Here is a 23,366-nt window from a genome sequence, read left to right as displayed (position 1 = left end):
CGGGACTGCACAGGCTCTCAACCTGTGGAAGACAGTTCCACTGGTTGTTAGGCGCTGATGTCGAAGCGGATGTGTTCGCCCAGGTCCTGCTGGCGGTGTGTGGCCTGATCATTGGTTAACCCTCTACGGTAGGAGCGGGCTTGCCCCGCGATGCGATGTCACTTACAGATCGCTATCGCGGGGCAAGCCCGCTCCCACCAGGACTGCACAGACTCTCAACCTGTGGAAGACAGTTGCACTGGGTGTTAGGCGCTGACGTCGAAGCGGATGTGTTCGCCCAGTCCGCACACCATCAAACTGGCGTGTAGGGTCAGGGCATTGTTTTTGCGGCTTTGTTCGAGCAAGTCCTTAATGATCTTCTTGACTTCTCGCTCGGCCTGTTTGCGCTTTTCAATAATAATGCCTTGCAACGGAAGTTGACCGGTCAGGGTCGTGTCAATATTAACCACGGTGTCCCACCCGTGATATTCGCGCATTTTATCGCGCGCTGTTGCAGAGCTGCCATCAAGTGTTTCGGGAATGGAATAGGTCAGTTGGAAATCATGCTGAGACATGGCGCACGGTCCTTATGTCATGTGAGTGTTGCACCGGCACAGCTGGCCGGCGCTTGCCCAGGCGCTTCACATCCTTGTTGACGCACTGATGAAGTGTGTGAGTATTGATAAATATGTAAGAAGGGTCTTACAAGTTTTAAAAGTACTCTTAACTGTCGAGATATCTATCTTCCGAAAGTTGCTGGAAAACATAGCGCATCGCACTTTCGTCGTCCACTGCTGCCTTTTACTGCGGTACTTCAAGTGCCGCCGCCACTGCCTGCACTTGCTGGCGAAACCAGCGTCGCAACGGGTCGGCGTCGGTGCGTGCATGCCAGATCTGCATCACCTCGACCCGGGGCAAAGACAGCGGCAGGGGGAGGATGCACAGGTCGCCATCGCGTTCAACGGCTTCCTGGGCCAGTGAGCGCAAGCAGGTGAGCAGCATGTCGGTGCCGCGAATCAGCCGTGTGGGGGCTACAAAACTGGCAAGCCCGGCGGCGATCCGGCGCTTGAGGCCCTGCGCTTGCAACGCCTGGTCCACCCGGCCGTTGAGGTCGCCGGTGAGGGTGGTGAGCAGGTGCTCGCAGGCAAGGAAGGCATCCAGGTCCAGCCCTTCGGCCAGCCGTGTATTGCTGCGTGAGGCGAGTACCACGAAGTCTTCGCTGAGCAGGCGCTGCTGGTGGAAGGTGTCGGGCAAATCCGTATAAAAGCCGGCAATCGCCAGGTCGCAAGTGCCTTTTTCCAGTTCGTTGCGCGGCAACTGGCCACGGGTGTTGTGAGTGATCAGCAGCAGATTGGGCGCCTGGCTACGCAGTACCGGCAGTAAATGGGGCAGCAGCGTCTGTTCAATGTAGTCGGTGCTGTAGAGGTGGATACGCTCGGCCCGCTGGAGAAAGTCCTGGCCATCACTGAGGTCGTAGAAGGCCTCCAGTTCACCCACCAGGCGTTGCACATGGGGCGCCAGTTCATGGGCCCGGGGTGTTGGTGCAAGGCCTCGGGGCGCGCGGACAAACAGCGGGTCGGCGAACTGCTGGCGCAGTTTGTTCAGCTTGTGACTCAACGCCGGCTGGCTCAGGGCAATGCGCGCGGCCGCCACCGAGGCATTGCGCTCTTGGTAGAGCACATGAAACACCAGAAGCAAGTTCAGGTCCTTGTGGATGATATTCATATTTTGAATGCCAGAAATAAAACCTTTCGAATTTTCGAATCTTAGTGCCTTGGTTACGATGCTGGCTACTCAAACCCCTGACCTACTAGGAGCAACCATGACCATCGCCATCTTTGCCACGATCAGCCCCAAGCCCGAACACCGTGATGCCGTTGAACAGGCGTTACGGGTAATGGTGGAGCACTCGCGCAACGAGCCCGGCAACCTGCGCTACGACCTGTTCTGCCGTGAGGGCGAGGTACTGGCCTTCGATTTGTTTGAGCTTTACAGCGACGAGGCTGCCGTCCAGGCGCACCGTAGCAGCGCGCATTACCAAGCCTATCGTGCGGCCACCGCCAACTGGGTGGCAGCGCCGGTCGAGGTGCGCTTGAGTCGGCCACTGGAACTGGCACCGCTGAATGGATCGGGAGTATGACCATGCGCAAAACCTTTACCCTGGCACTCGCGCTGGCGTCCTCGCTGCTGGCCGGTACTGCACCGGCTGCCAGCAAAGGCGAGGTGCTGGTCTTATTGTCCAGCGAGCAGCAACTGCCCCTCAAAGACGGCAAGCAATACCCCACCGGCTTCTACCTCAATGAGTTCGGTGTACCCGCTGACCAGTTGCTCAAGGCCGGTTACTCGCTGGTGCTGGTCACCCCCAAAGGCAACAAGCCGAGTGTTGATCAGCGCTCCATCGACCCGATGTACTTCGCCGGTGATGCCGCAGAAATGCAGCGCATCCGTACCCTGGTCGAAGGCCTGCCAGGTATCAACGACAGCCTGTCGCTCAGTGAAGTGCTGGACAGTGATCTGGACCGCTATGCCGGGCTGTTGATCCCGGGCGGGCATGCGCCGCTGATCGACCTGGCCAACAACCCGCAGGTTGGCGCACTGCTGCGTCACTTCCATCAGGCAGGCAAGCCGACTGCGGCCATCTGTCATGGTCCGATTGCATTACTGTCGGCCCAGGACGACCCCGTCAGCTATCAAACGGCGCTGCGCCGTGGTGAAACGCCAGCGGCGTCGAACTGGATCTACCAGGGGTACCGCATGACCATTTTCGCCGACCCGGAAGAGCAGGTGTTTGAACAGTCGCTCAACGGCGACCGAATCCTGTACTACCCGGCCAACGCTATGGCCGGTGCGGGGGGCGCGATGAGCTATGCCCAAGCCTGGGCGCCGAATGTGGTGGTCGACCGCGAGCTGATCACTGGCCAGAATCCATTCTCTGACCGCTTGCTGGCCAAGGCGTTGGTGCAAAAGCTGAACACCGGGCACGCCGAATAAACAGGCGCGATCTGTTAGAACTATTCCGAATTGACACTAGAGTCTTGATACAAAGATGCACTAACCTTGGTCCCACGGCCATCATTGCAAGCCGAATAAGAAAGCCCGGAAAAGGGCCCTGATAACCGTGGAGCATGTAATGAGGCACGAGAGGCCCGAGCAACGTCAGCTGTCCCGTTTTTGGCACAGGTTAAGGTCAAGCGCAGCGCTGCTGTTGTGGGTGTGCGTGTGGCCCGCCTGGGCCAGTAGCGAGACCGTCGCGCAGTTGCCCGGGCAGGCCAGCTCGGCGCAAGGTTATGTCGCCACAGAGAGCTGTCTGGGCTGTCACACCGAACAAGCCAAACAGTGGCAGGACTCTGATCACGGCTGGGCCATGCGTGATGCCACCAGCACCAACGTGCTGGGTAACTTCAACAATGCCCGCTTTGACGAAGCGGGTGTCAAAGCGCACTTCTATCGCAAGGGCAAACAGTTTTTCGTCAACACCGAAGGCGAGCAGGGCAAGCCTGAGGACTTCCAGATTCTCTACACCTTTGGCCATTACCCGCTGCAACAGTACCTGGTGGCCTTGCCCCGTGGTCGCCTGCAGGCGCTGACCATTGCCTGGGACAGCCGCGCCAAAGGCGAGGGCGGGCAGCGCTGGTTCTCGCTGTACCCCGGCCAGCGCTTCGCACCTAACGATCCATTGCACTGGACCGGTCGCTATCAGAACTGGAACGGCATGTGCGCCGACTGCCATTCCACGCGGTTGATGAAAAACTACAACGACCGTGACGACAGCTTTGCCTCGACCTGGCAGGAAAAGAACGTCGGTTGCCAAAGTTGCCATGGCCCGGGGCAAGCTCATGTGGACTGGGCGAAGACAGCCAAGACAGCAGAGAAAACCTATGCTTCGGCCAAGGAAATTGGCCTGCAGGTAGACTACAAGGCGTTAGGAAGCCAGGGCCTGGTCGAGCAGTGTGCGTTTTGTCACAGTCGCAGGCAAACCCTCGGGGTCGGGCAACTACCGGGTCATCCTCAGCTGGATCAGAGCCTGCCCGCGACCTTGCGTACTGGCCTCTACCATGCCGATGGCCAGATCGACGGCGAAGTCTACGAATACGGCTCGTTCACCCAAAGCAAGATGTACGCAGCAGGTGTCGGCTGCACCGACTGTCACAACCCGCACACCAGCAAGGTGAAGATCGAAGGTAACGGGCTGTGCCTGCAATGCCATAACAGCCAACCCCCGAAAGCCCGCTTCCCCAGCCTGCAGGCCAAGGATTACGACAGCGAAGCGCACCATCATCACCCGGCAGGTTCACCGGGAGCACAATGCGTCAGTTGCCACATGCCGACCAAAACCTACATGGTGGTGGACCCGCGACGCGATCACAGTTTGCGCATTCCGCGCCCGGATCTGGCCAGTAAAGACGGTAGCCCGGACGCCTGCACTGCCTGCCATCAGGACCAGAAGCCGCAATGGGCTGCCAAGGCCATCGAAGGCTGGTTCGGGCAACCGCAGCGCCCACCCCATTATGGTGAGAACTTCCATAGCGCCCGCAGCGGTGACGGCAACACCTTCAACGCGCTCAATACCGTGCTGGCAGACAAGGGCAAACCGGCAATTGTCCGGGCCACTGCTGCAGAGCAGTTGGCCGACCTCGGGCCGCGTTCAAGCATCAGCCTGGGCTGGGCACTGGAGGACAGCAACGCCCTGGTCAGGGCCTATGCGGTGTCTGGCTTTGCCAGCGTTCCACCGGCGCAACGTGTACAGCCGTTGCTGCCGTTGCTCCAGGACCCGACCTTGGCTGTGCGCGATGAAGCCGTCAGGGCGTTGGCTGATGTGCCGAGCGAACAGTTGCCGGCCGCCTCGCGCGAGACATTCAAAACCTTGTTGGCAGATTACGAGCAGCGCTTGCGTGGCAACGCCGATCTGCCTGGTGGTCGCTTGAACCTCGCTGTTCTGCTGAGCCGCCAGGGCCGCGACGGCGAAGCGATGGATGAATATCGCCAGGCGTTGAAGCTTGACCCGTACTTTGTTCCTGCACGGGTCAACCTGGTGACCATGCTCAGTACCTCGCAACGTCTGGAGGATGCCGAACAGGTGCTGCGCGAAGGCCTGGCCCTGGACAAGATGCCAGCCCCAGACCACGGCAACCTCGCCTATATGCTGGCCTTGTTGCTGGTGGAGCAGGGCAAGGCCGAGCAGGCGCTGGAGTGGATGCAAACGGCCGCGCTGGCACTGCCCGGCAACGCCAGGATTCGCTACAACCAGGGCTTGCTGTTGTCGCGTCTGAATCGCCGTGATGAGGCGATCAGTGCCTTGCGCAGTGGGCTGCAGCAATCACCGGACGACGCCGATTTGCTGTATTCGCTGATCTATCTGCATGCCTTGGCCGGAGAGCGCAGCGAGGCCTTTGAATACGTCAAACGTATGCGCCAGGTGGCCCCTGACGATCCACGGCTACAGCGTATCGAGCCGTACTGGCAGAAACCGTGAGTGCCTACTCCCCAATCCGGGGTGGCTTGTGAGCAGCCCATCTGCTGCTAGGATTCATTCCATTGCCACCTTGTCAGGGAATACAGCAGTGACCATTCACGAGCAGGTATCAGCGCTGGAAGCCAGTGTGGCGCAACAGGTACTGGGGCAGGCAGACACCATTCGCCATGTGCTGCTTGGGCTGTTGGCCAATGGTCATGTGCTGCTGGAGAGCCTGCCAGGGCTGGCCAAGACCCGCACGGTCAAAGCCCTGGCCACTCACCTGGATGCCACAATGCGGCGCATCCAGTTCACCCCGGACTTGCTGCCTTCCGATATCACCGGTGGCGAAATTCTCCAGCAAACCGCTGAAGGCAACCAGATCAAGTTCCAGCCCGGGCCGCTGTTCGGCAATGTCATTCTCGCTGACGAGATCAACCGTGCACCGGCCAAGGTCCAGGCGGCCTTGCTGGAAGCCATGGAGGAACGGCAGATCACCGTGGCCGGGCAGAGTTATCCGATGTCCGGGCTGTTCATGGTGCTGGCTACACAAAACCCCATTGAGCAAGAAGGCACCTACCCGTTGCCGGAAGCACAGATGGACCGCTTCCTGATGAAACTGCAACTGGACTACCCCAAGGTCGAAGACGAAACCCTGGTGTTGCGCCTGGTGCGTGGTGAAGATCAGCAGGCAGGCAAGGCTGCATCCGCTGTGCAGCGTTTGTCGCAAGACGTGGTGTTCGCCGCGCGTAGCGAAGTGGCAGGCGTGCATGTGGCCGAGGCCATTGACCGCTATGTGATTGACCTGATCAACGCCACACGCAAGCCGCAGGGCTACGACGATGACCTGGCGCGCTGGATCAAGATTGGCGCCAGCCCGCGCGGCGGCATCAGCCTGGATCGGGTATCACGGGCGCATGCCTGGTTGTCGGGCAACGACTTTGTGTCCCCGGACGATGTGCGTGCGGTGGTGCATCCGGTGCTGCGCCATCGTTTGCAACTGACCTATGACGCGGTCGCCGAGGGCGTCAGCGCCGATCAGGTCATCGATCGGCTGCTTGATCGCGTCGCGATCCCGGCCTGACTCATGGCCGCCGCGCATTCAGGTTCAGCCCAGGCCGATGGCCTGGTCTATGCGTCACTGGGCCAACTCATGGCACTGGAGCATCGGGTGCGGGGCCTGAGCTTTCTGGCGCGCCAACCGTTGGCCAGCATCCTCTCCGGCAACCATGCTTCACGCCTGCGTGGCCGGGGCCTGAGCTTCGATGAATTGCGCCGCTACATCCCGGGCGATGATTTGCGCCACCTGGACTGGCGCGCCTCGTTACGCTTCGGCAAGCCCTTCGTGCGCACGTTTACCGAAGAGCGCGACCGCCCGACGCTGCTGGTGGTCGATCAACGCATGAACATGTTTTTCGGCTCGAAGCGCAGTTTCAAGTCGGTCACGGCTGCCGAGCTTGCGGCATTGTCTGCATGGATTGCCCTGCACGCCGGTGACCGTGTCGGCGGGCTGGTGTTTGACGATCATCAGGTGCAGTACGTGCGACCGTTGCGCAGCCGGGCGCGGGTCGAAACGTTGTGTGCTGCGGTGATACGCAGCAACCACGCACTCTCGGCCACGAGCCCGGACCACGAAGATGCCAACCAGTTGGATCAGGTGTTGCGTAACTGCATTGCCAATGCCGGGCATGACAGCCTGGTGTGCATCATCAGTGACTTTTCGGGTGCTTCGCAGCACACCTTGCAATTGCTGCGTCAGCTGAGTGCGCACAACGATGTGATCGCCATGCAGGTGTATGACCCGTTGGCCCTGGCGCTGCCACAGCAGGGACGGGTGACGGTCACCCAGGGTCAGCTGCAGGTTGAGCTGGAGATCGGACGCCGCCAGGTACACCGGCCGATGACGGAGTTTCTGTCCGGCCGGCTGCAACAGGTCGCCGAGCTGCTGCAACGTAGTCAGGTGCCGGTGATGATGATCAGCACCGGCGAAGACCCGCTGATGCAAGTGCGACGGGAGCTGGGGCGGCTGTCGGGGATCATGCGATGACCACGCCAGTGCTGCCGAGTGTCGATCAGTTGCAGGAGTTACCCTTGCCGACGCCACCGTTCAGCTACCTACCGCAGACCTGGGGATGGCTGGTGCTGTTGTTAATCGCAGTGTGCTGTTTTGCATGGTGGGCGCTGCGCCGATGGCAGCGCTGGCAACGCAACCGCTACCGACGGCAAGCGCTGATGGTGCTCGATGGCCTGGCGGCTGATCTGACTGATGTGACTCAACGCTTGCAGAGCTTGCGCGAACTGCCCGTTCTGCTCAAACGCGTTGCCTTGTCGGCGGCAAATGCCCAGGCGGTTGCTGCGCTCAGCGGTGCGCAGTGGCAAGGATTTCTCACCACGCATGCACGGCAACCGCTGCCTGAGCAATTCGCAGCGCGACTGTTCACCTTGGCCTATGCGCCGGATGCAGAGCTCTTGAGTATCGAGCCACACGAAGTGCAGGCGCTGTTTGCCGCCAGCCGAACCTGGATCGAGACCCATCATGTGGCAGTTTGACTACCTCTGGGTGCTGTTGCTGCTGCCATTACCCTGGCTGGCCTACCGTTACCTGGGCGTCTATCAGCTGACACGCAGCTCAGTGCGGGTGCCATTCTTTGCCGCCATGAACCGCGCCGTTAGTCCGCAGCCGGGCACCGCAGTGGCCAGCGGCGGGCGTTGGCAGCTGCTGCTGAACCTGCTGGTCTGGACGCTGATTGTCGCAGCTTGCGCGCGCCCGGTGTGGGTCGAGCAAGCCATTGAGCACCAGCAGCCCATCCGCGACATGATGCTGGCCATTGATATCTCCCAGTCCATGCAAACCCAGGATTACACCGACGCCAGTGGCGCCCGGACCGATCGTTTGACTGCGGTAAAAGGGGTGGTGCGCGACTTTATCGCACAGCGCAAGGATGACCGCATTGGTTTGATCGTGTTTGGCACCGGTGCCTATCCGCAGGCTCCGTTTACTCTGGATCATGCCAGCCTTGCGATGCTGCTCGATGAAGTCGGTATCGGCATGGCCGGGCCGAATACGGCGCTGGGGGATGCGATCGGGCTGAGCATCAAACTGTTCGAGAAAGCCGGCGAGCAGGAAAAAGTGCTGATTCTGTTGACCGACGGCAACGACACCGGCAGTGCCATTACCCCTGACCATGCCGCGCAATTGGCCAGGCAGCGCGGCATTAAAGTGCACACCATCGGCATCGGTGATCCCCAGGCCAGCGGCGAAGCCAAGGTTGACCTGGCAACCCTGCAACACATCGCCAGCAGCACTGGTGGGCGCTTCTTTCGCGCAGATGATCGGCAGGCCTTGCAGGCGGTCTATACGACGCTGGATCAGATCACCCCACATCAGGTGAAGACCTTGAGCCACCAACCCAAGCGCGACCTGTTCTGGCTGCCCTTGGGCGCGGCGCTGCTGTTGCTGCTGGTCAGCCATGGCGTCGCGGCACTGTCGGCCTGGCTGCTGCAGCGTGAGGCACCCACAACAGGGGCGGGAGGCTGAGATGGATATCGACCTTAGCGCCTTCCACTTTTTGCGCCCGCTGTGGCTGTTGCTGATTGTGCCGGCAATTGTGCTGCCCTGGGGCTGGATGCGTCGCCACGACCTGCGCCGCCAGTTGCGGGGGCTGATTGCCCCACACCTGGTGGAGGCGCTGCTGATCATCCCCGAGCACCAGCCACGTGTGCAGCCTGTGCACCTGCTGGCGGTGTTGCTGGGGCTGGGCGCCGTGGCCGCCGCCGGCCCAACCTGGACACAGGACACGCCGGATTTTCTCGACAACCGCGCGCCGCTGATACTGGCCGTCGACCTGTCGCCGTCAATGGACGCCAACGACGTGCCACCTTCGCGCCTGCTCGCTGCCAAGCACATGCTGCATGACTTGATCCAGCGCCGTGCCGGGGCCCGCACCGCATTGATCGCTTATGCCGGCACGGCACACCTGGTATTGCCGGCTACCGAAGACCCGGCACTGCTCGATACCTTCCTGCAGGCGCTGAGCACCGACCTGATCAGCCAGTCGGGCAAAGATGTCATCGGCGTGATCGAACAGGCGCGCAAGCTACTGGACGCCGAAAAGATGCCCGGCACGCTGTTGTTGGTCACCGATGGTGGTGCGCCCGGGCAATTGCCGGATATCCCCAAGCTGTTGACGGGTAGTGACCTGCAAGTGTTGGTGCTGGCGGTCGGCAGCCAGGACAGCGGCGTGGTGCTCGATGCCAAGGGGCGCCCGCGCATTACCGAAGATGGCCAGCCGGTGCAAGCCACCTTCGACACCCAGGCACTGAAGCAACTGGCACAAGCGGCCAACGCTCCGCTAGGCAGCCTGACCCTCAACGATGATGACCTCGACTGGGTCACCCTGCATGCGCAACAGCATTTTCAAGCGGTTCAGGGCGATCAACAACAGGTGCACTGGAAAGACGCTGGCTATTGGCTGTGCTGGCCGTTGGCGTTGGTTGCCCTCTGCTGTGTGCGGCGCGGCTGGCGGGTGAACTGGCTAGGCGTGCTGGCGTTGTTGATGGTTGGTGCAGTGGTTGAGCCCGCGCGCGCCGGGGCACTGGCCGATGCCTTCCTGACCCCTGACCAACAAGGCCGCTGGGCCTTTGAGCACCGACAGTTTCCGCAGGCCGCCGAGCATTTCAGCGATCGCTACTGGAAAGGGGTGGCGGCCTACAACGCTGCCGACTACCCGGCAGCACTGGCGAACTTTGCCGGACTTGACCGTGCAACAGCCCATTTCTACTTGGGCAATATCTATGTGCACTTGTTCAAGTTTCCCCAGGCCATCAGCGCCTACCAACAAGCACTGGCCAAACAACCGGACTTCCCCCAGGCCAAAGCCAACCTGGCCTTGGCTCAGGCACTGCTGAAGGACTACGAGGACCAGCAAGAAGCCGGCACACCGGATTTGCAAGCCGACAAAGTGGTGGAAGATCAGACGCCCAGCGCAGGGCAGCAAAAGCAGGTGAGCACCGCGCAGGCGGCCTCTGATGAACAATGGTTGAACAACCTGACGACTTCACCGGCGCAGTTTCTCAAGCGCAAGTTCACGCTGCAGAACGCGGCACGCCAGCCGTTGGAGAGCAAGCCATGAGGAGGTTGCTGTTGATCTTGCTGGTGTGTGTACCGCTGCTTGCCAGCGCAGAGCCTGAGGTGCGGGTGCAAAGCCGCCTGGTGCCGCAGGCCGAGGTCATGGTCGGTGGTACGCTCAGTCTGCAAGTCGACCTGCTGGTCGACACCTGGTTCACCGCAGCTCCCATCCTGCCCAAGCTTGAATTGCCCGGTGCCCTGGTCACGCCCCCAGGCGGCGAAGCCGAGCACCTGAACCAACAGCACGATGGCAAGGCCTTCTTCGGCTTGCGCTACACCTACCAGATTACGCCGCAGGCCGCGCAGTCCTTCAGCATCCCGGCGCTGGCCTTTCAGGTGCGGCCGGGGCAGGGCGATGGTTTGGTCACGGTCAACAGCCAGCCGCTGAGTTTTGTCGCCAAAGCGCAAACCGGCGCTGGTAAGCAACAGCACCTTGTGGCCAATGCCTTGAGCATCCGCCAGTCGGTGCAACGCTCGCACGACCCCTTGCGTGTGGGCGACAGTGTGACCCGGCAAGTAGTGATCGAGGCGCAAGGCGCCCAGGCCATGCTGATCCCGCCGCCGACATTTGCCCAGGTGCCGGGTTTGAAGCGCTATGTGCAGACCCCCAGCGTCAACGCCTTGAGCGATGGCCGTGGCGGCGTGTCCGGTGGCAAGCGCGAAGACAGCGTGACCTATGTGATCGGCCAGCAAGGCAAGCTCAGCCTGCCGCCTATTGCCTTCACCTGGTGGGACGCCAGTAGCGGGCAATTGCAAACGGCGACCCTGGACGCTGTGAGCTTTGAAGCCGCCAAGGGCAGCTATCAGGCACCGTTTTCCCTCAACGACGACTTACGTGCGCTAGGCCGCCAGGCGCATGTGCGGTTGTCCGGGCATGGGGTGCTGCTGGGGGTGTTGCTGTTGGTGGGCGGCGGCCTGATCTATTTTGCCCGGCCTTGGGGGCGGGCCGCGTTGACCGGGTACCACGCTTGGCGGCAACGCCGTCGCAACGCTTGGCTGGCCTCGGCGGATTATGCCTGGCAGTTGCTGCGCCAGCAGGTGAACGAGCGGCCATTGCAATTGAGCGCCCTGTATTTATGGGTGCGGCGTAGCAGTGGAAAGCGGACGCTGTCGGCATTTACTGAAGAATTGTCTGACCCAAATGCTAAACGTTCACTAGACTTGCTGAAAATTCGCTTCGGCCCAGGCGGCTCACGTGATGAAACACCAGCAGACCTGCTCGAAACACTGACGAAATCGCGTCAGCAGTTAACGAACTGTACAGATGCTCAATTGCCACATGGATTGAAACCGCTGAATCCCTGACGTTCATGGGTCAGGCCCAAGGTGACTTTTCAAGGACGCACTATGCCTCAGTTACTGCGTTTGCGCTGGCTCTACAGCCTGCTGTTGCTGCTGCCGCTGCTGGCAATGGCCGCCGACCCACTTCCGTCGTGGTACAACGGCGCCTCGCGGCAGGCCATCGAAGCGTTTGTCGGTGCCGTCACCCAGGAGGGCGGCAAAGACTACGTCGCACCCGCCGAACGCATTGCGGTGTTCGACAATGACGGCACCTTGTGGAGCGAGCAGCCCATGTATTTTGAGCTGCTTTTTTCCCTCGACGAAGTCAAACGTTTGGCTCCGCAACACCCCGAGTGGAAAACCCAGCAACCGTTCAAGGCTGTGCTGGAGGGCGACCAGAAAGCCCTGGCGGCCAGCGGTATGGATGGCATGCTGAAGATCGTCGCAGCGACTCATTCCGGTGTCAGCACCGAGGCATTCATTGCGCAAGCGCGTCGCTGGCTTGCCAGTAGCATGCATCCCAAAACCAAGAAGCCCTACACCGAAATGGTGTTTGCGCCGATGTTGGAATTACTTGAGTACCTGCGCGCCAATGGCTTCAAAACCTACATTGTTTCAGGTGGCGAGGTGGCCTTTATGCGGGCGTTCGCTGAGGAGGTCTACGGCATACCGCCTGAGCAGGTGATTGGCACCACCCTCGACGCACGCTTCCAGGACAAGGGCGGCCAACTGTCGATTCAGCGTCTGCCCAAACTGGTGCACAACGACGATGGCCCGGGTAAACCGGTCAGCATCGATTCGCTCATTGGCCGTCGGCCTATCCTGGCCTTCGGCAATTCCGACGGTGACCTGCAAATGCTGCAGTGGACCATGGCCGGGCCCGGCAAGCGCTTTGCAGGCCTGGTGCACCATACCGACAGCAAGCGCGAGTGGGCCTATGACCACGACAGCAAGATCGGCCGTTTGGACAAGGCCCTGATTGCCGCCAAGCAGCACGACTGGACCGTGGTTGACATGGCCCGTGAGTGGAAACGCGTGTATCCCTTCGAGAGCATCGAAAGCCAGTAAATAAAAAACCGCAGGCGCACAGAGGCCATAAGCCAACCGGTACCTTTTGTGCGCGCAGTCGTGGCCCCTGTCAGTAAAGCCGGACGGAGACAAGGCCATATGAAACTCAGTAAGAGGTGGTTAACAACACTGACGCTCGCCGCGAGTGTGGCGACGGGTATGAGCACCGCGTTTGCTGCGGATAAACCCAACATTCTGGTGATCTTCGGTGATGACATCGGGCAGACCAACATCAGCGCCTACGGCAAGGGGGTGGTGGGCTATCAGACCCCCAACATTGACCGGATCGCCAAAGAAGGGATGTTGTTCACCGATTACTACGCCGAAAACAGTTGCACAGCCGGGCGCTCGACTTTCATCACCGGGCAGTCGGCGCTGCGTACCGGGCTGTCCAAGGTCGGCATGCCGGGGGTTCCGGTCGGCCTGCAGGCGCGTGATGTAACCATTGCCCAGGCGCTCAAGGCGCAAGGGTACGCCACCGGGCAGTTCGGCAAGAACCACCTTGGCGACCGCGATGAGTACCTGCCGACCAACCATGGCTTCGATGAATTCTTCGGTAACCTCTACCACTTGAACGCCGAAGAGGAACCGGAGCGTCCGTATTGGCCCAAAGACGACGAAGCCTTCACCAAGGCAGCTTCGCCACGCGGTGTGATCAAATCCAGCGCCGACGGCAAGATCGAAGACACCGGTGCCCTGAACAAGAAACGCATGGAAACCATCGACGATGAAACCACGCAGGCAGCGATGGACTTCATGGACAAGCAGGTCAAGGCCAGCAAACCATTTTTCGTGTGGATGAACACCACCCGCATGCATGCCTACACCCACGTGCGCGAGGCCATGCGCGGGCAGAGCGGCATGATCGGCAACGAGTATGCCGACGGCATGCTTGAGCATGACGGTGATGTCGGCAAACTGCTGAAGAAGCTGGATGATCTGAAAATCACCGACAACACCATTGTCGTCTACACCACCGATAACGGTCCGAACCAATGGTCCTGGCCAGATGCGGCCACCACGCCGTTCCGTAACGAGAAGAACTCCAACTGGGAGGGGGCTTTCCGCGTACCGGCAATCGTGCGCTGGCCTGGCAAGATCAAGGCAGACACGGTTTCGACCCAGATGTTCTCGGGCCTGGACTGGTTCCCGACGCTGTTGGCCGCAGTGGGCGATACCGACATCAAAGAGCGCCTGCTCAAAGGCGCAGACCTCGACGGCAAGAACTTCAAGGTGCACCTGGACGGTTACAACCAGCTGGACTACCTGACCGGCAAGGCTGATAAGAGTGCGCGTGACGAGTTCTACTACTTCAGTGACGACGGTGACTTGGTGTCCATGCGCTTTGGCGACTGGAAACTGGTGTTCTGTGAACAGCGTGCGCCTGGTGGTATGCAGGTGTGGAGCGAACCTTTCGTTTGCCTGCGGGTACCTAAGCTGTTCAACCTGCGCATGGATCCGTATGAGCGTGCCGACGTGGTGTCGGACCAGTATTACGACTTCCTGGCCAAGAACGACTACCTGATTTTCCAGGGTACGCGTAAAGCTGCGGCGTTCCTGCAGACCTTTGTCGATTACCCGCCGAGCCAGCGCCCGGCCAGCTTCAGCATCGATCAGATCCGTGCTGACGTAGACAAGAAAATCGAAGAGAAAATGAAGAAGCAGTAAGGCAATGCCGGCGCCCGTCATTCGACGGGCGCTTTTCTTAACGCAGGTATTTCGGAGCTTTGCCGTGCTCCGATAAGGTCAAGCGATGCCTTCAGCGGTCAATGCCTCTCACCTTCGCACGAACGCCCCGGACCGGGCCGAGCGGCATACGCCGCTGTCTCTGTGGCTGCCGGCCCTGCTGCTATGTGTTTCCGGGGCTGCAGCGCTGGTGTACCAGGTGCTGTGGGTCAAGCAACTGTCGTTGGTCGTGGGGGTGGAGGTGTACGCCATCACCGCCGGGATCAGCGCATTTTTCGCCGGCCTGGCCTTGGGTGGCCTGGTCTTCGGTCGTTGGGCCGACCGTCTGCAGCATCCGGTGCGGCTCTATGCCTGCCTGGAACTGGCCGTGGCCTTGCTGGGTGTATTGAGCACGGTGGGGTTGGCTCATTCAGCAGGGGCGTTTGCCCGCCTGGAAAACAGTGTTGGCTTGCTGGCCTGGGTGTTGCCGTTTTTGCTGGTGGGTGTGCCCGCTTTCCTGATGGGCGGCACGCTACCGGTGCTGGTGCGTGCGCTAACCCCCGCGCAAGGCCAACTGGCCGAGGCCGGTGGGCGGCTGTATGCCGCCAATACCACCGGCGCCATACTGGGCACCTTGCTCGCGGCCTTCGTGCTGCTGCCGCAACTGGGTGTGACGGGCAGTGCGCTGGTGGCCGCCGCACTCAATCTGGTCGCGGCGCTGGGTGCCTGGTATGCCCGTCGGCGCGATGCGCAGATCCCGGTGACACCCGTATTGGGCGCAAGCCCGCGCTCAGCGCCTGCGCGCCTGGCTATCGCCTTGTACTGTGTGGCAGGCGGTGTAGCGCTGGGCTATGAAGTGGTGTGGACGCAGTCGATCGTGCAGTTCATGAGCACCCGTACCTTTGCCTTCTCGGTGGTGCTGGCAACCTACCTGGTTGGCTTGGTCGTGGGCAGTGCCGTGTATGCCCGGCGTGCCGACCGGATTCGTGACCCGTGGGGGTTGTTCGGCCTGCTGATTGCCCTGGCCGGATTACTCGCGCTGGTGCAGATCGCCGGGTTGGGGCGCTGGTTGATCATCGCGCAAACCCAGCTCGAAGCCTGGGTGTTGCAACTGACCGGCAATGATCTCGCCGGGATGTGCGCGCGTTTCGTCGTTGCGGCCCTGAGTGTGGTGTTGCTGCCCACCACGTTGCTAGGCGCTGCGTTTCCGCTTGCCCTGCGCTTGAGTGTGGACAGCCAGCAAGTGGGCCGCGACGTTGGTTCGGTATTCGCGCTCAACACCCTGGGGGGCATTGCAGGCGTGATGCTGACCGGGTTTGTGCTGGTGCCGGGTATCGGCCTGGTACGCACCTTGGTGGTGCTGGCTCTGCTTGCCGCTGCCGTGGGTTGTGTTGCTGCCTGGCGGGGTAATCAGGTGCACAAGCGGATGCGCCTGGCGATTTTCGGCGTGACCCTGGCGACCCTGGTCATCGGCACCTTGACGCCACCGCAGCGTTTGGCCGAATTGCTGCCAGGGGCACGCAACGGCCGCATCACCTTCTATGAGGAAGGCCGCGGCGGCACCGTGGCGGTAGTTTCCCTGCAACGGCAGAACAGCACCTTCAATCGTCTATATATCCAAGGTGTTTCCAATACCGGCGATGCCATGCCATCGTTGCGCTACATGCGCCTGCAAGCTTTGTTACCGCTGTTGATCCACCCTCAGGCACCGCGCTCGGCCATGGTCATCGGTTTTGGCACCGGCATTACCGCCGGGGCGATGCTGCGCTATCCCGGCCTGGAGCGCCCGGTGGTGGCCGAACTGCTGCCGCAGGTGCTGGCCGCCGCGCCGCTGTTCAAGGGTAACTTCAATGCGGTCAACGATCCGCGTCTGGACATTCGCTTGCGTGATGGGCGCCGTGAGCTGTTGCGCAGTCCCGAGCGTTACGACGTGATTACCCTGGAGCCGCCGCCGCCGTCAGCCGCCGGTGTGGTGAACCTGTACTCGCAGGATTTCTATCAACTGGCTGCCTCGCGCCTGGAGCTGGGGGGGATGGTCGCCCAATGGCTACCGTTGCCGACCCAGAACATCGATGACAGCCGTTCGCTGGTGCGCAGCTTTTTGAATGTGTTCCCCTATGCCTCGCTGTGGACCACCGAGTTTCACGAGATGCTCTTGATAGGCTCGCAAGCGCCGCTGGAGCTGGACGCTGCACGCATCAGCCAGCGCTTCGCGCAGCCTGAAGTGAACCGCGCGCTGGCAGACGTGGGGGTAGACTCGGTCAGCGCCTTGCTTGCCACCTGGGTGACTGACCGACAAGGCCTTGAACGTTTTGCCGGCAGTGCCGAGGCGGTGACGGACGACCATCCACGCATCGAGTACGCACCTTGGGTGCGTGCCGCTGAGATCACCCGGGTGCTGCCCGAGTTGCTGGCGCTCAGAAGCGCACCGCCCCTGATCAATGCCGACCCCGCCTTACAGGCCGCTGTTGCCGATCAGTGGCACATACTCAAGCGCTTTTACGGGTTAACGCTGCTGGCCTACAACGGCAACCGCCAGGCGTGGGCGCGCGAGGTGCGGGAACTGATGCAGACAGAGGGTCGCAACCCGTATTTCCGTTGGTTCATCGGTGGCGGGCAACCTCAAGGCGGCCAATGAGCGCCCGGCGCTCGGCAGGGTTGGACCTGGTCAAATGGCTGGCCATGCTCAGCATGGTCGTTGACCACTTGCGTTTCATCTGGCCGAGCGCCGAGTGGTTGTTCGTCATTGGTCGACTGGCCTTTCCACTGTTCTGCCTGGGCATCGCCGCCAATGTCGTACGCTCGACACCGGGGCAGCTGTACACCGCCAGCAACGGGCGCTACCTGGGTTGGATGCTGGCCTTTTCGCTGCTTTCCGAGTGGCCCTATCATGCGTTGGATGTTGGCACCGGCACCTTCAACATCATGCCGACGCTGACCCTCGGCTTACTGCTGGCCTGGGGTGTTCACCATCACCAGCGGGCAGCAGTGGTGGTGTTGCTGGTCGCGCTGCTGGCCAGTGATGTGCTGATGTACGGCTGGTTGGGGGGGGTGTTACCGGCGGCGTTTGTGTTGGCGTTGCGCGGTGGTCGCGGCACTTGGCTGGTGCCGGGGTTTATCGCGGTGGCGGCTAACCTCTCCAACCAATGGCTGCGCGAACACCCGACAGAACCGATCACCTTGATGGCCTTGAGTGTGGCGTTGCTGTCCGCGCCATTGGGGCTTTGGTTATTGCGTGGATTGCGGCTCAAGCATGTCTGGCCAGTGGGCCGTTGGGGGTACGGCTTCTACCCTGTGCACCTGCTGCTGATCAACGGGCTGGTTCACTGATTGCCCAGTGGAGGCTTGCTGTAGGAGCGGGCTTGCCCCGCGATGTGATGCGACTGAAAGACCGCTATCGCGGGGCAAGCCCGCTCCTACTGCGCATTGGGGCAGTTCGATCTGCGCGCACAAGCCAGCTGCCCAGTGGGAGCGGGCTTGCCCCGCGATGCGTTGTGGCTGACAAACCTCAATCGCGGGGCAAGCCCGTTCCTACTGCGCTTTGGGGCAGTTCGATCTGTGCGCACAAGCCACCCCCTTCGCGGTTGGCGAGGCTCAACCTGCCACCAATCGCTTGGGTCAGTTGATGGGCGATGGCCAGCCCCAGGCCGGTGCCGCCAGTGGTTCGGTTACGTGACCCTTCAACGCGGTAGAACGGCTTGAGCACTTCGCTGAGCTCCTCAGCGGGAATGCCGGGGCCGTTGTCCAGCACCCGGATCACCGTACTGCGACCGGCAGTTGATTCAGCTTGCACCTGCGCCGCGTCGGCAAACTTGAGGGCATTGTCGATCAGGTTGACCAACACCCGGCGCAAGGCATGCGGTCGGGTCTCGATCAACGCGCCGGTGGCGGCTTCAAGCACGACGTGTTGGCCGCTGTCCTGGTAGTCCAGCACCAGGCTGTCGAGAAAGGCGTCAAGGTTGACCCGGCAACTGGCTTCGGTGCTGCCATCAATGCTGCGCGCATAGGCCACGCCTTCGCGCACCAGGTGCTCCATGGCTTCCAGGTCGCTCCAGAGCTTGTCTCGTTCGTGATGGGGGTCCATCACCTCGACACGTAGTTTCATCCGCGTGATCGGGGTTTGCAGGTCATGGGAGATGGCCGCCAACAGTTGCATGCGTTCTTTGAGGTAGGCGGCAATCCGGCTCTGCAGGGCGTTGAAGGCAACCGCTGCGTAGCGTACTTCGCGCGGGCCGGTTTCATCCAGCAGCGGCCCCGGAGCATTGGGGTCAAGGTGATCGACCGCTTGTGCCAGGCGCGTCAGCGGACCAATGGCGGTTTTCACTGCCAGCCAGGTACACAGCAACAACACTGCCAGTTGAATCAGCAGGACCGCCGGAAGCCAACTCGACAGGGGGATGGGGGTCGGTGTGACATCAATGGTCAAGGGGTTGCCATCGTTCAGGTGCAAGCGCACTTGAAAGTGCGGGTCAGCACCCGGCAGGCTCTGGAAGGTCAGTGGGTAGTGCGGGCCGATAGCTTTGTCGATGGATTGCGCCGCCATTGGCGCGTCTTTCAATGACAGTGCCTGCCCGACCGCCAGCCCCTGGTCGAGTCGAAAGCGATAGGTGCGCCGTTCCAGGCGAGGTAGCCAGGCCTGACGTTCGGCGGCCGGCAAACGTTCGAGGATAGCCACAGCCGTGGAGATATCCTGTTCCATGTTGTTCAGCATCATTGAGCGTGAACTGACATAACGCTCGTAGAACTGAAAACCGAATGACAAGCCATAGGCCAACACCAGCCCGGTGAAGAAGATCAGCGCCAGGCGTGAAGCCAGCGTGCGCGGCCAACGCAGTTGCCCGCTCATGACGATTCGAGCCGTTGTACCGGGAGTGAAAACACATAGCCTTCACTGCGCACGGTCTTGATACAGGCCGGTTCGCGGGCGTCGTCCTGTAAACGCTGGCGCAACCGGCTGACCAGCAGGTCGATGGAACGGTCGAAAATATCTGCTTCGCGGCCCTGAGTGAGGTTGAGCAATTGTTCGCGGCTCAGCACCCGCTGAGGATGATCGAGGAACACACGCAGCAAGCGATACTCGGCGCCACTGAGGGCAACCAGAGTGCCTTCGGCATCAAGCAAGTGCCGTGCACTGGTGTCCAGCCGCCATTGGCCAAAGGCGAGCAGCCGGCTGCTTTCACTGAGGTTCAAGTTGGGTGGCAGCATGCGCGTGCGGCGTAGCACGGCATTGATACGCGCCAGGAGTTCGCGGGCTGAAAAGGGTTTGGTCAGGTAGTCGTCGGCACCCATCTCCAGGCCGACGATGCGGTCGGTCTCATCGTTGCGGGCGGTGAGCATCAGCACCGGTATGGCCTTGTGTTTCCCGGCACGCAGCTCGCGGCACAGCAGCAGGCCATCATCGCCGGGCATCATGATGTCCAGCACGATCAGATCGACCACGTCGGCTTCGAGAAAGGCGCGCATCTGCCGACCGTCCGCAGCAATCGAGGTGCGCAGCCCGTTCTTCTTCAGGTAGTTGCCCACCAGTTCTCTGATTTCCCGATCGTCGTCAACGATCAGCACATGATCGACATGATCCATACCCGGTTCCTGTTCCAGCACTTGCCGCGAAGTGTACAGAGCCCGGTAGCGCTTGCCTGCCGGGGTTTGTATTGCAGTGTATCTGCTGTGGCGGTTGATACCTGAAGAGGCAATACCGCCTGAATCCGACACATCAGCGATACCTTGCGCGCATCAAATAGGGCTCAACGGGGAGGGCCCTTCCTTCCTGGCAAAGGGTGATCACTTCACCTGGGAGACTGGACATGACCTTCAAGACCCTGACCCGCATCGGCGTGCTCGCCACCTTCGGGATGGCCGCCTTCAGTGCACTGGCCGATACCAGCGTTACGCCGCAGACCTATCATTACGGACAGCGCCTGGATGTACAGAAAGTGTTGGCCATCCAGGACAACAGCGCCAATGCCTGTGGTGTAGTCACAGCGAAGATGGATTACCTGGACTCCAAAGGCCAGCCACGTAGCGTGCAGTATCAGACCTATGCCACCGGTGCCTGCCACGAAGGCGGTTAATTCCCCGCAAGGAGCACAGCGTTTATGTCAGTGTTTACTTCCCTGGGCGGTGCGCTGCGCCGCCTGAACCTCAAGCGCCGAGGCGTCGGTATCGCCACAGCGACGGTCATCGCGGCAGCCGCCCTGGCCCTGGGCCGTGGCTTGCTCGCCGGGCCGGATACACTGCAAAGCCTGGGTCCGATGCCGGCACTCAGCGGCGCCGTACAGTGGCTCAACTCGCCGCCGCTGGACCGTGAGGCGCTCAAAGGCAAGGTGGTACTGGTCGACTTCTGGACCTACGACTGCATCAACTGCCGGCGCAGCCTGCCGTACGTCAACACCTGGGCCAAGCGCTATGCCGACCAGGGCTTGGTGGTGGTCGGCGTGCACACGCCCGAGTACGACTATGAAAACAAGGTCGAGAACGTGCGTGATCAGGTCGCGAAACTGGACATCAAGTACCCGGTGGCCATCGACAACCGCTATGCCATCTGGAATGCCTTCGGCAATCAGTTCTGGCCAGCCCATTACTTTGTCGATGCCCGGGGCCAAGTGCGCTATGTGCACTTCGGTGAAGGCGCTTACGACACCCAGGAGCAAGTGATCCAACAATTGCTGGCAGAAAGCCGTGGGCTCGCTCCTTGATGCCGTTCGCTACTCAGGAGAGGTAGCCGCCGTCTACATTCAGGGCCACGCCGGTGGTGTAGCTGGAGGCATCACTGGCCAGGTACAGCACCGCGCCGGCCATTTCTTTCGGATCGGCCACGCGCTTGAGCGGGATCTGTTGCAGCGCGGTGTTGAGGATCGCGTCGTTCTTGACCAGCGCCGAGGCGAACTTGGTATCGGTCAGGCCAGGCAGCAGGGCGTTGCAACGGATACCAAAGGGCGCGCATTCCTTGGCAAACACTTTGGTCATGTTGATCACCGCTGCTTTGGTGACCGAGTAGATGCCCTGAAACACACCAGGCGATACGCCGTTGATCGAGGCTACGTTGATGATGCTGCCGCCGCCGTTTTCGCGCATCAGCTTGCCGGCTTCGACCGACATGAAGAAGTAGCCACGGATGTTCACATCGACGGTTTTCTGGAAGGCGCTCAGGTCGGTGTCCAATACGTTGCAGAACTGCGGGTTGGTGGCAGCGTTGTTGACCAGAATGTCCAGGCGTCCAAACTGTTCACGTATGGCAGCAAACACCGCAGCAATCTGTTCCATTTCGCCGATATGGCAGGCAATGGCGGTGGCATTGCCACCCGCGGCGACAATCGCATCGGCAACCTGCTGGCAACCGTCGAGCTTGCGGCTTGAGACGATCACATGGGCGCCTTGCTGGGCCAGCAGGTGGGCAATCGCTTCGCCGATGCCACGGCTTGCTCCGGAAACAAAGGCGATCTTGCCATCGAGGTCGAACAGTTGGGTCTTGGACATGGTGTTTTCCTTGTTGTAGTCGTCAGAGGCTGGACTTGGCGATGACCTGCAGGCTCATGTGCTCAAGCAGCGTGTTCATGTGAATGAACTGGGCAAAACGTTTGTCCTGGGTCTGGCCATGGAAGAAGCGGTAGTAGATTTGCTGGACAATGCCGGCCAGGCGGAACAGGCCATAGGTGTAGTAGAAATCGAAGTTGTCGAGGGTGATCCCGGCGCGCTCGGCGTAATAGTCGACGAACTGCTGACGGGAGAGCATGCCCGGGGCGTTGCTGGGCTGGCGGCGCATCAACTGCATCGGTGCCGGGTCTGACGCTTCGATCCAGTAGGCCAGGGTGTTGCCCAGGTCCATCAACGGGTCGCCAATGGTGGTCATTTCCCAGTCGAGCACACCGATGATGCGCATGGGGTTCTCGGCGTCGAGAATGACGTTGTCGAAGCGGTAGTCATTGTGCACGATGGCCGGCTTGGGATGGTCGGCGGGCATTTTTTCACGCAACCAGGCAATGACCTTTTCCCAGCGCGGGGCGTCCGGGGTCAGGGCCTTTTCATAGCGGCTGCTCCAGCCCTCGATCTGGCGCGCTACGTAGCCTTCCGGTTTGCCCAGGTCACCCAGGCCGCAGGCGTTGTAGTCCACCTGGTGCAGTTCAACCAGACGGTCAATGAAGCTCTTGCACAGTGCCTCGGTACGCTGGGCGTCCAGGCCTAGTTCAGGTGGCAGTTCGGAGCGCAGGATGATGCCCTTGACCCGGTCCATCACGTAGAACTCACCGCCGATCAGGGTCTCGTCAGTGCAGTGCACGTAGGCCTTGGGGCAGTACGGGAAACCGTTGTTGAGTTGGTTGAGAATGCGAAACTCGCGCCCCATGTCATGGGCCGATTTGGCCTTGTGACCAAACGGCGGGCGGCGCAGGACAAACTCACGCTCGGGGTACTGCACCAGATAGGTCAGGTTGGAGGCGCCGCCCGGGAACTGACTGATCGTTGGCGTACCACTGAGGCCCGCAATGTGCGCTTTCAGATAAGGGTCGATGACAGCGCCATCGAGTTCTTCGCCGGGGCGGACCTGGGTGGACTGGTCTGTGAGCGTCATACTGTTCCCTTATGATCAAAGGTAAAGATTATTGGCTAATCTAATTCTCGTAGCGGGCCCGGACAAGTCCAGTACAGCCTTATTGGCGGTCGTGTTGCAGGTTGATCAACAGCCCTGATAGGGGCAGGTTCTCGGTGGGAGCGGGCTTGCGGTGGGAGCGGGCTTGCCCCGCGATTGCGGTATGTGAGCTATATAGCATCGCGGGGCAAGCCCGCTCCCACCGCAAG

General features: G+C 61.0%; 21 protein-coding genes. 15 read left to right on the top strand and 6 right to left on the bottom strand.

Annotated features, from left to right (window positions below; genetic code table 11):
* Positions 1-245: 245 nt before the first annotated feature.
* Positions 246-554, bottom strand: a complete 309-nt coding sequence (locus E1573_RS07360; protein WP_133212115.1) for a hypothetical protein — start codon at positions 552-554, stop codon at positions 246-248.
* A 226-nt stretch (positions 555-780) separates the two neighbouring features.
* Positions 781-1,704 (bottom strand): LysR family transcriptional regulator, encoded by a 924-nt coding sequence (locus E1573_RS07355; RefSeq protein ID WP_133212113.1) that lies wholly within the window; start codon positions 1,702-1,704, stop codon positions 781-783.
* Between the two features lie 97 nt (positions 1,705-1,801).
* Between E1573_RS07355 and E1573_RS07350 the strand changes: the two genes are divergently transcribed.
* From E1573_RS07350 to E1573_RS07290, 13 genes are all read left to right on the top strand, one after another.
* Positions 1,802-2,119, top strand: a complete 318-nt coding sequence (locus tag E1573_RS07350; protein WP_133212111.1) for a putative quinol monooxygenase — start codon at positions 1,802-1,804, stop codon at positions 2,117-2,119.
* Between the two features lie 2 nt (positions 2,120-2,121).
* Positions 2,122-2,970, top strand: a complete 849-nt coding sequence (locus E1573_RS07345; RefSeq protein WP_133212409.1) for a type 1 glutamine amidotransferase domain-containing protein — start codon at positions 2,122-2,124, stop codon at positions 2,968-2,970.
* A gap of 226 nt (positions 2,971-3,196) precedes the next feature.
* Positions 3,197-5,452: a tetratricopeptide repeat protein gene (locus E1573_RS07340; RefSeq protein WP_256659488.1), complete on the top strand. Its 2,256-nt coding sequence runs from the start codon at positions 3,197-3,199 to the stop codon at positions 5,450-5,452.
* Between the two features lie 88 nt (positions 5,453-5,540).
* Positions 5,541-6,515 (top strand): AAA family ATPase, encoded by a 975-nt coding sequence (locus E1573_RS07335; protein WP_371925139.1) that lies wholly within the window; start codon positions 5,541-5,543, stop codon positions 6,513-6,515.
* A 3-nt stretch (positions 6,516-6,518) separates the two neighbouring features.
* Positions 6,519-7,478: a DUF58 domain-containing protein gene (locus E1573_RS07330; protein WP_133212107.1), complete on the top strand. Its 960-nt coding sequence runs from the start codon at positions 6,519-6,521 to the stop codon at positions 7,476-7,478.
* Positions 7,475-7,981, top strand: a complete 507-nt coding sequence (locus tag E1573_RS07325) for a DUF4381 domain-containing protein (RefSeq protein ID WP_133212105.1) — start codon at positions 7,475-7,477, stop codon at positions 7,979-7,981. Before E1573_RS07330 ends, E1573_RS07325 begins: the two co-directional genes overlap by 4 nt.
* Positions 7,968-8,969, top strand: coding sequence for a VWA domain-containing protein (locus tag E1573_RS07320; RefSeq protein ID WP_133212103.1), 1,002 nt, complete (start codon positions 7,968-7,970; stop codon positions 8,967-8,969). The genes E1573_RS07325 and E1573_RS07320 overlap by 14 nt, the downstream gene beginning before the upstream one ends.
* Position 8,970: 1 nt before the next feature.
* On the top strand, positions 8,971-10,563 hold the full coding sequence (locus tag E1573_RS07315; protein WP_133212101.1) for a VWA domain-containing protein: 1,593 nt from the start codon (positions 8,971-8,973) through the stop codon (positions 10,561-10,563).
* Positions 10,560-11,864 (top strand): BatD family protein, encoded by a 1,305-nt coding sequence (locus E1573_RS07310; RefSeq protein ID WP_133212099.1) that lies wholly within the window; start codon positions 10,560-10,562, stop codon positions 11,862-11,864. Before E1573_RS07315 ends, E1573_RS07310 begins: the two co-directional genes overlap by 4 nt.
* A gap of 42 nt (positions 11,865-11,906) precedes the next feature.
* The gene (locus E1573_RS07305) at positions 11,907-12,908 is read left to right on the top strand and encodes an HAD family phosphatase (RefSeq protein ID WP_133212097.1); all 1,002 of its coding nucleotides are present in this window, start codon (positions 11,907-11,909) and stop codon (positions 12,906-12,908) included.
* A 99-nt stretch (positions 12,909-13,007) separates the two neighbouring features.
* Positions 13,008-14,576 carry an arylsulfatase gene (locus E1573_RS07300; protein WP_133212095.1) on the top strand — a complete coding sequence of 523 codons (1,569 nt, stop codon included), beginning with the start codon at positions 13,008-13,010 and terminating at the stop codon, positions 14,574-14,576.
* A gap of 85 nt (positions 14,577-14,661) precedes the next feature.
* Positions 14,662-17,211, top strand: coding sequence for a fused MFS/spermidine synthase (locus E1573_RS07295; RefSeq protein WP_133212093.1), 2,550 nt, complete (start codon positions 14,662-14,664; stop codon positions 17,209-17,211).
* Positions 17,208-17,903, top strand: a complete 696-nt coding sequence (locus E1573_RS07290; protein ID WP_133212091.1) for a TraX family protein — start codon at positions 17,208-17,210, stop codon at positions 17,901-17,903. Before E1573_RS07295 ends, E1573_RS07290 begins: the two co-directional genes overlap by 4 nt.
* 178 nt (positions 17,904-18,081) lie before the next feature.
* On the opposite strand, the gene E1573_RS07285 is transcribed toward E1573_RS07290, so the two are convergent.
* Complete coding sequence (locus E1573_RS07285) at positions 18,082-19,407, bottom strand: HAMP domain-containing sensor histidine kinase (RefSeq protein WP_133212405.1); 1,326 nt, start codon at positions 19,405-19,407, stop codon at positions 18,082-18,084.
* An 8-nt stretch (positions 19,408-19,415) separates the two neighbouring features.
* On the bottom strand, positions 19,416-20,153 hold the full coding sequence (locus tag E1573_RS07280) for a response regulator (protein ID WP_133212089.1): 738 nt from the start codon (positions 20,151-20,153) through the stop codon (positions 19,416-19,418).
* A gap of 272 nt (positions 20,154-20,425) precedes the next feature.
* Between E1573_RS07280 and E1573_RS07275 the strand changes: the two genes are divergently transcribed.
* Positions 20,426-20,644, top strand: coding sequence for a DUF2790 domain-containing protein (locus E1573_RS07275; RefSeq protein WP_256659496.1), 219 nt, complete (start codon positions 20,426-20,428; stop codon positions 20,642-20,644).
* Positions 20,645-20,668: 24 nt separating this feature from the next.
* Positions 20,669-21,268 carry a thioredoxin family protein gene (locus E1573_RS07270; protein WP_133212085.1) on the top strand — a complete coding sequence of 200 codons (600 nt, stop codon included), beginning with the start codon at positions 20,669-20,671 and terminating at the stop codon, positions 21,266-21,268.
* Between the two features lie 13 nt (positions 21,269-21,281).
* Here the strand turns inward: E1573_RS07270 and E1573_RS07265 are convergent, their stop codons facing one another.
* Entirely contained in the window at positions 21,282-22,049 is a 768-nt protein-coding gene (locus E1573_RS07265) for an SDR family oxidoreductase (RefSeq protein WP_133212083.1), read from the bottom strand.
* A 22-nt stretch (positions 22,050-22,071) separates the two neighbouring features.
* Positions 22,072-23,139 carry a phosphotransferase family protein gene (locus E1573_RS07260; protein ID WP_133212081.1) on the bottom strand — a complete coding sequence of 356 codons (1,068 nt, stop codon included), beginning with the start codon at positions 23,137-23,139 and terminating at the stop codon, positions 22,072-22,074.
* Positions 23,140-23,366 lie beyond the last annotated feature (227 nt).

The sequence above is a fragment of the Pseudomonas sp. H9 genome (assembly GCF_004353925.1).
Taxonomy (GTDB): domain Bacteria; phylum Pseudomonadota; class Gammaproteobacteria; order Pseudomonadales; family Pseudomonadaceae; genus Aquipseudomonas.
This window is presented reverse-complemented; position numbering and strand designations above follow the sequence as displayed.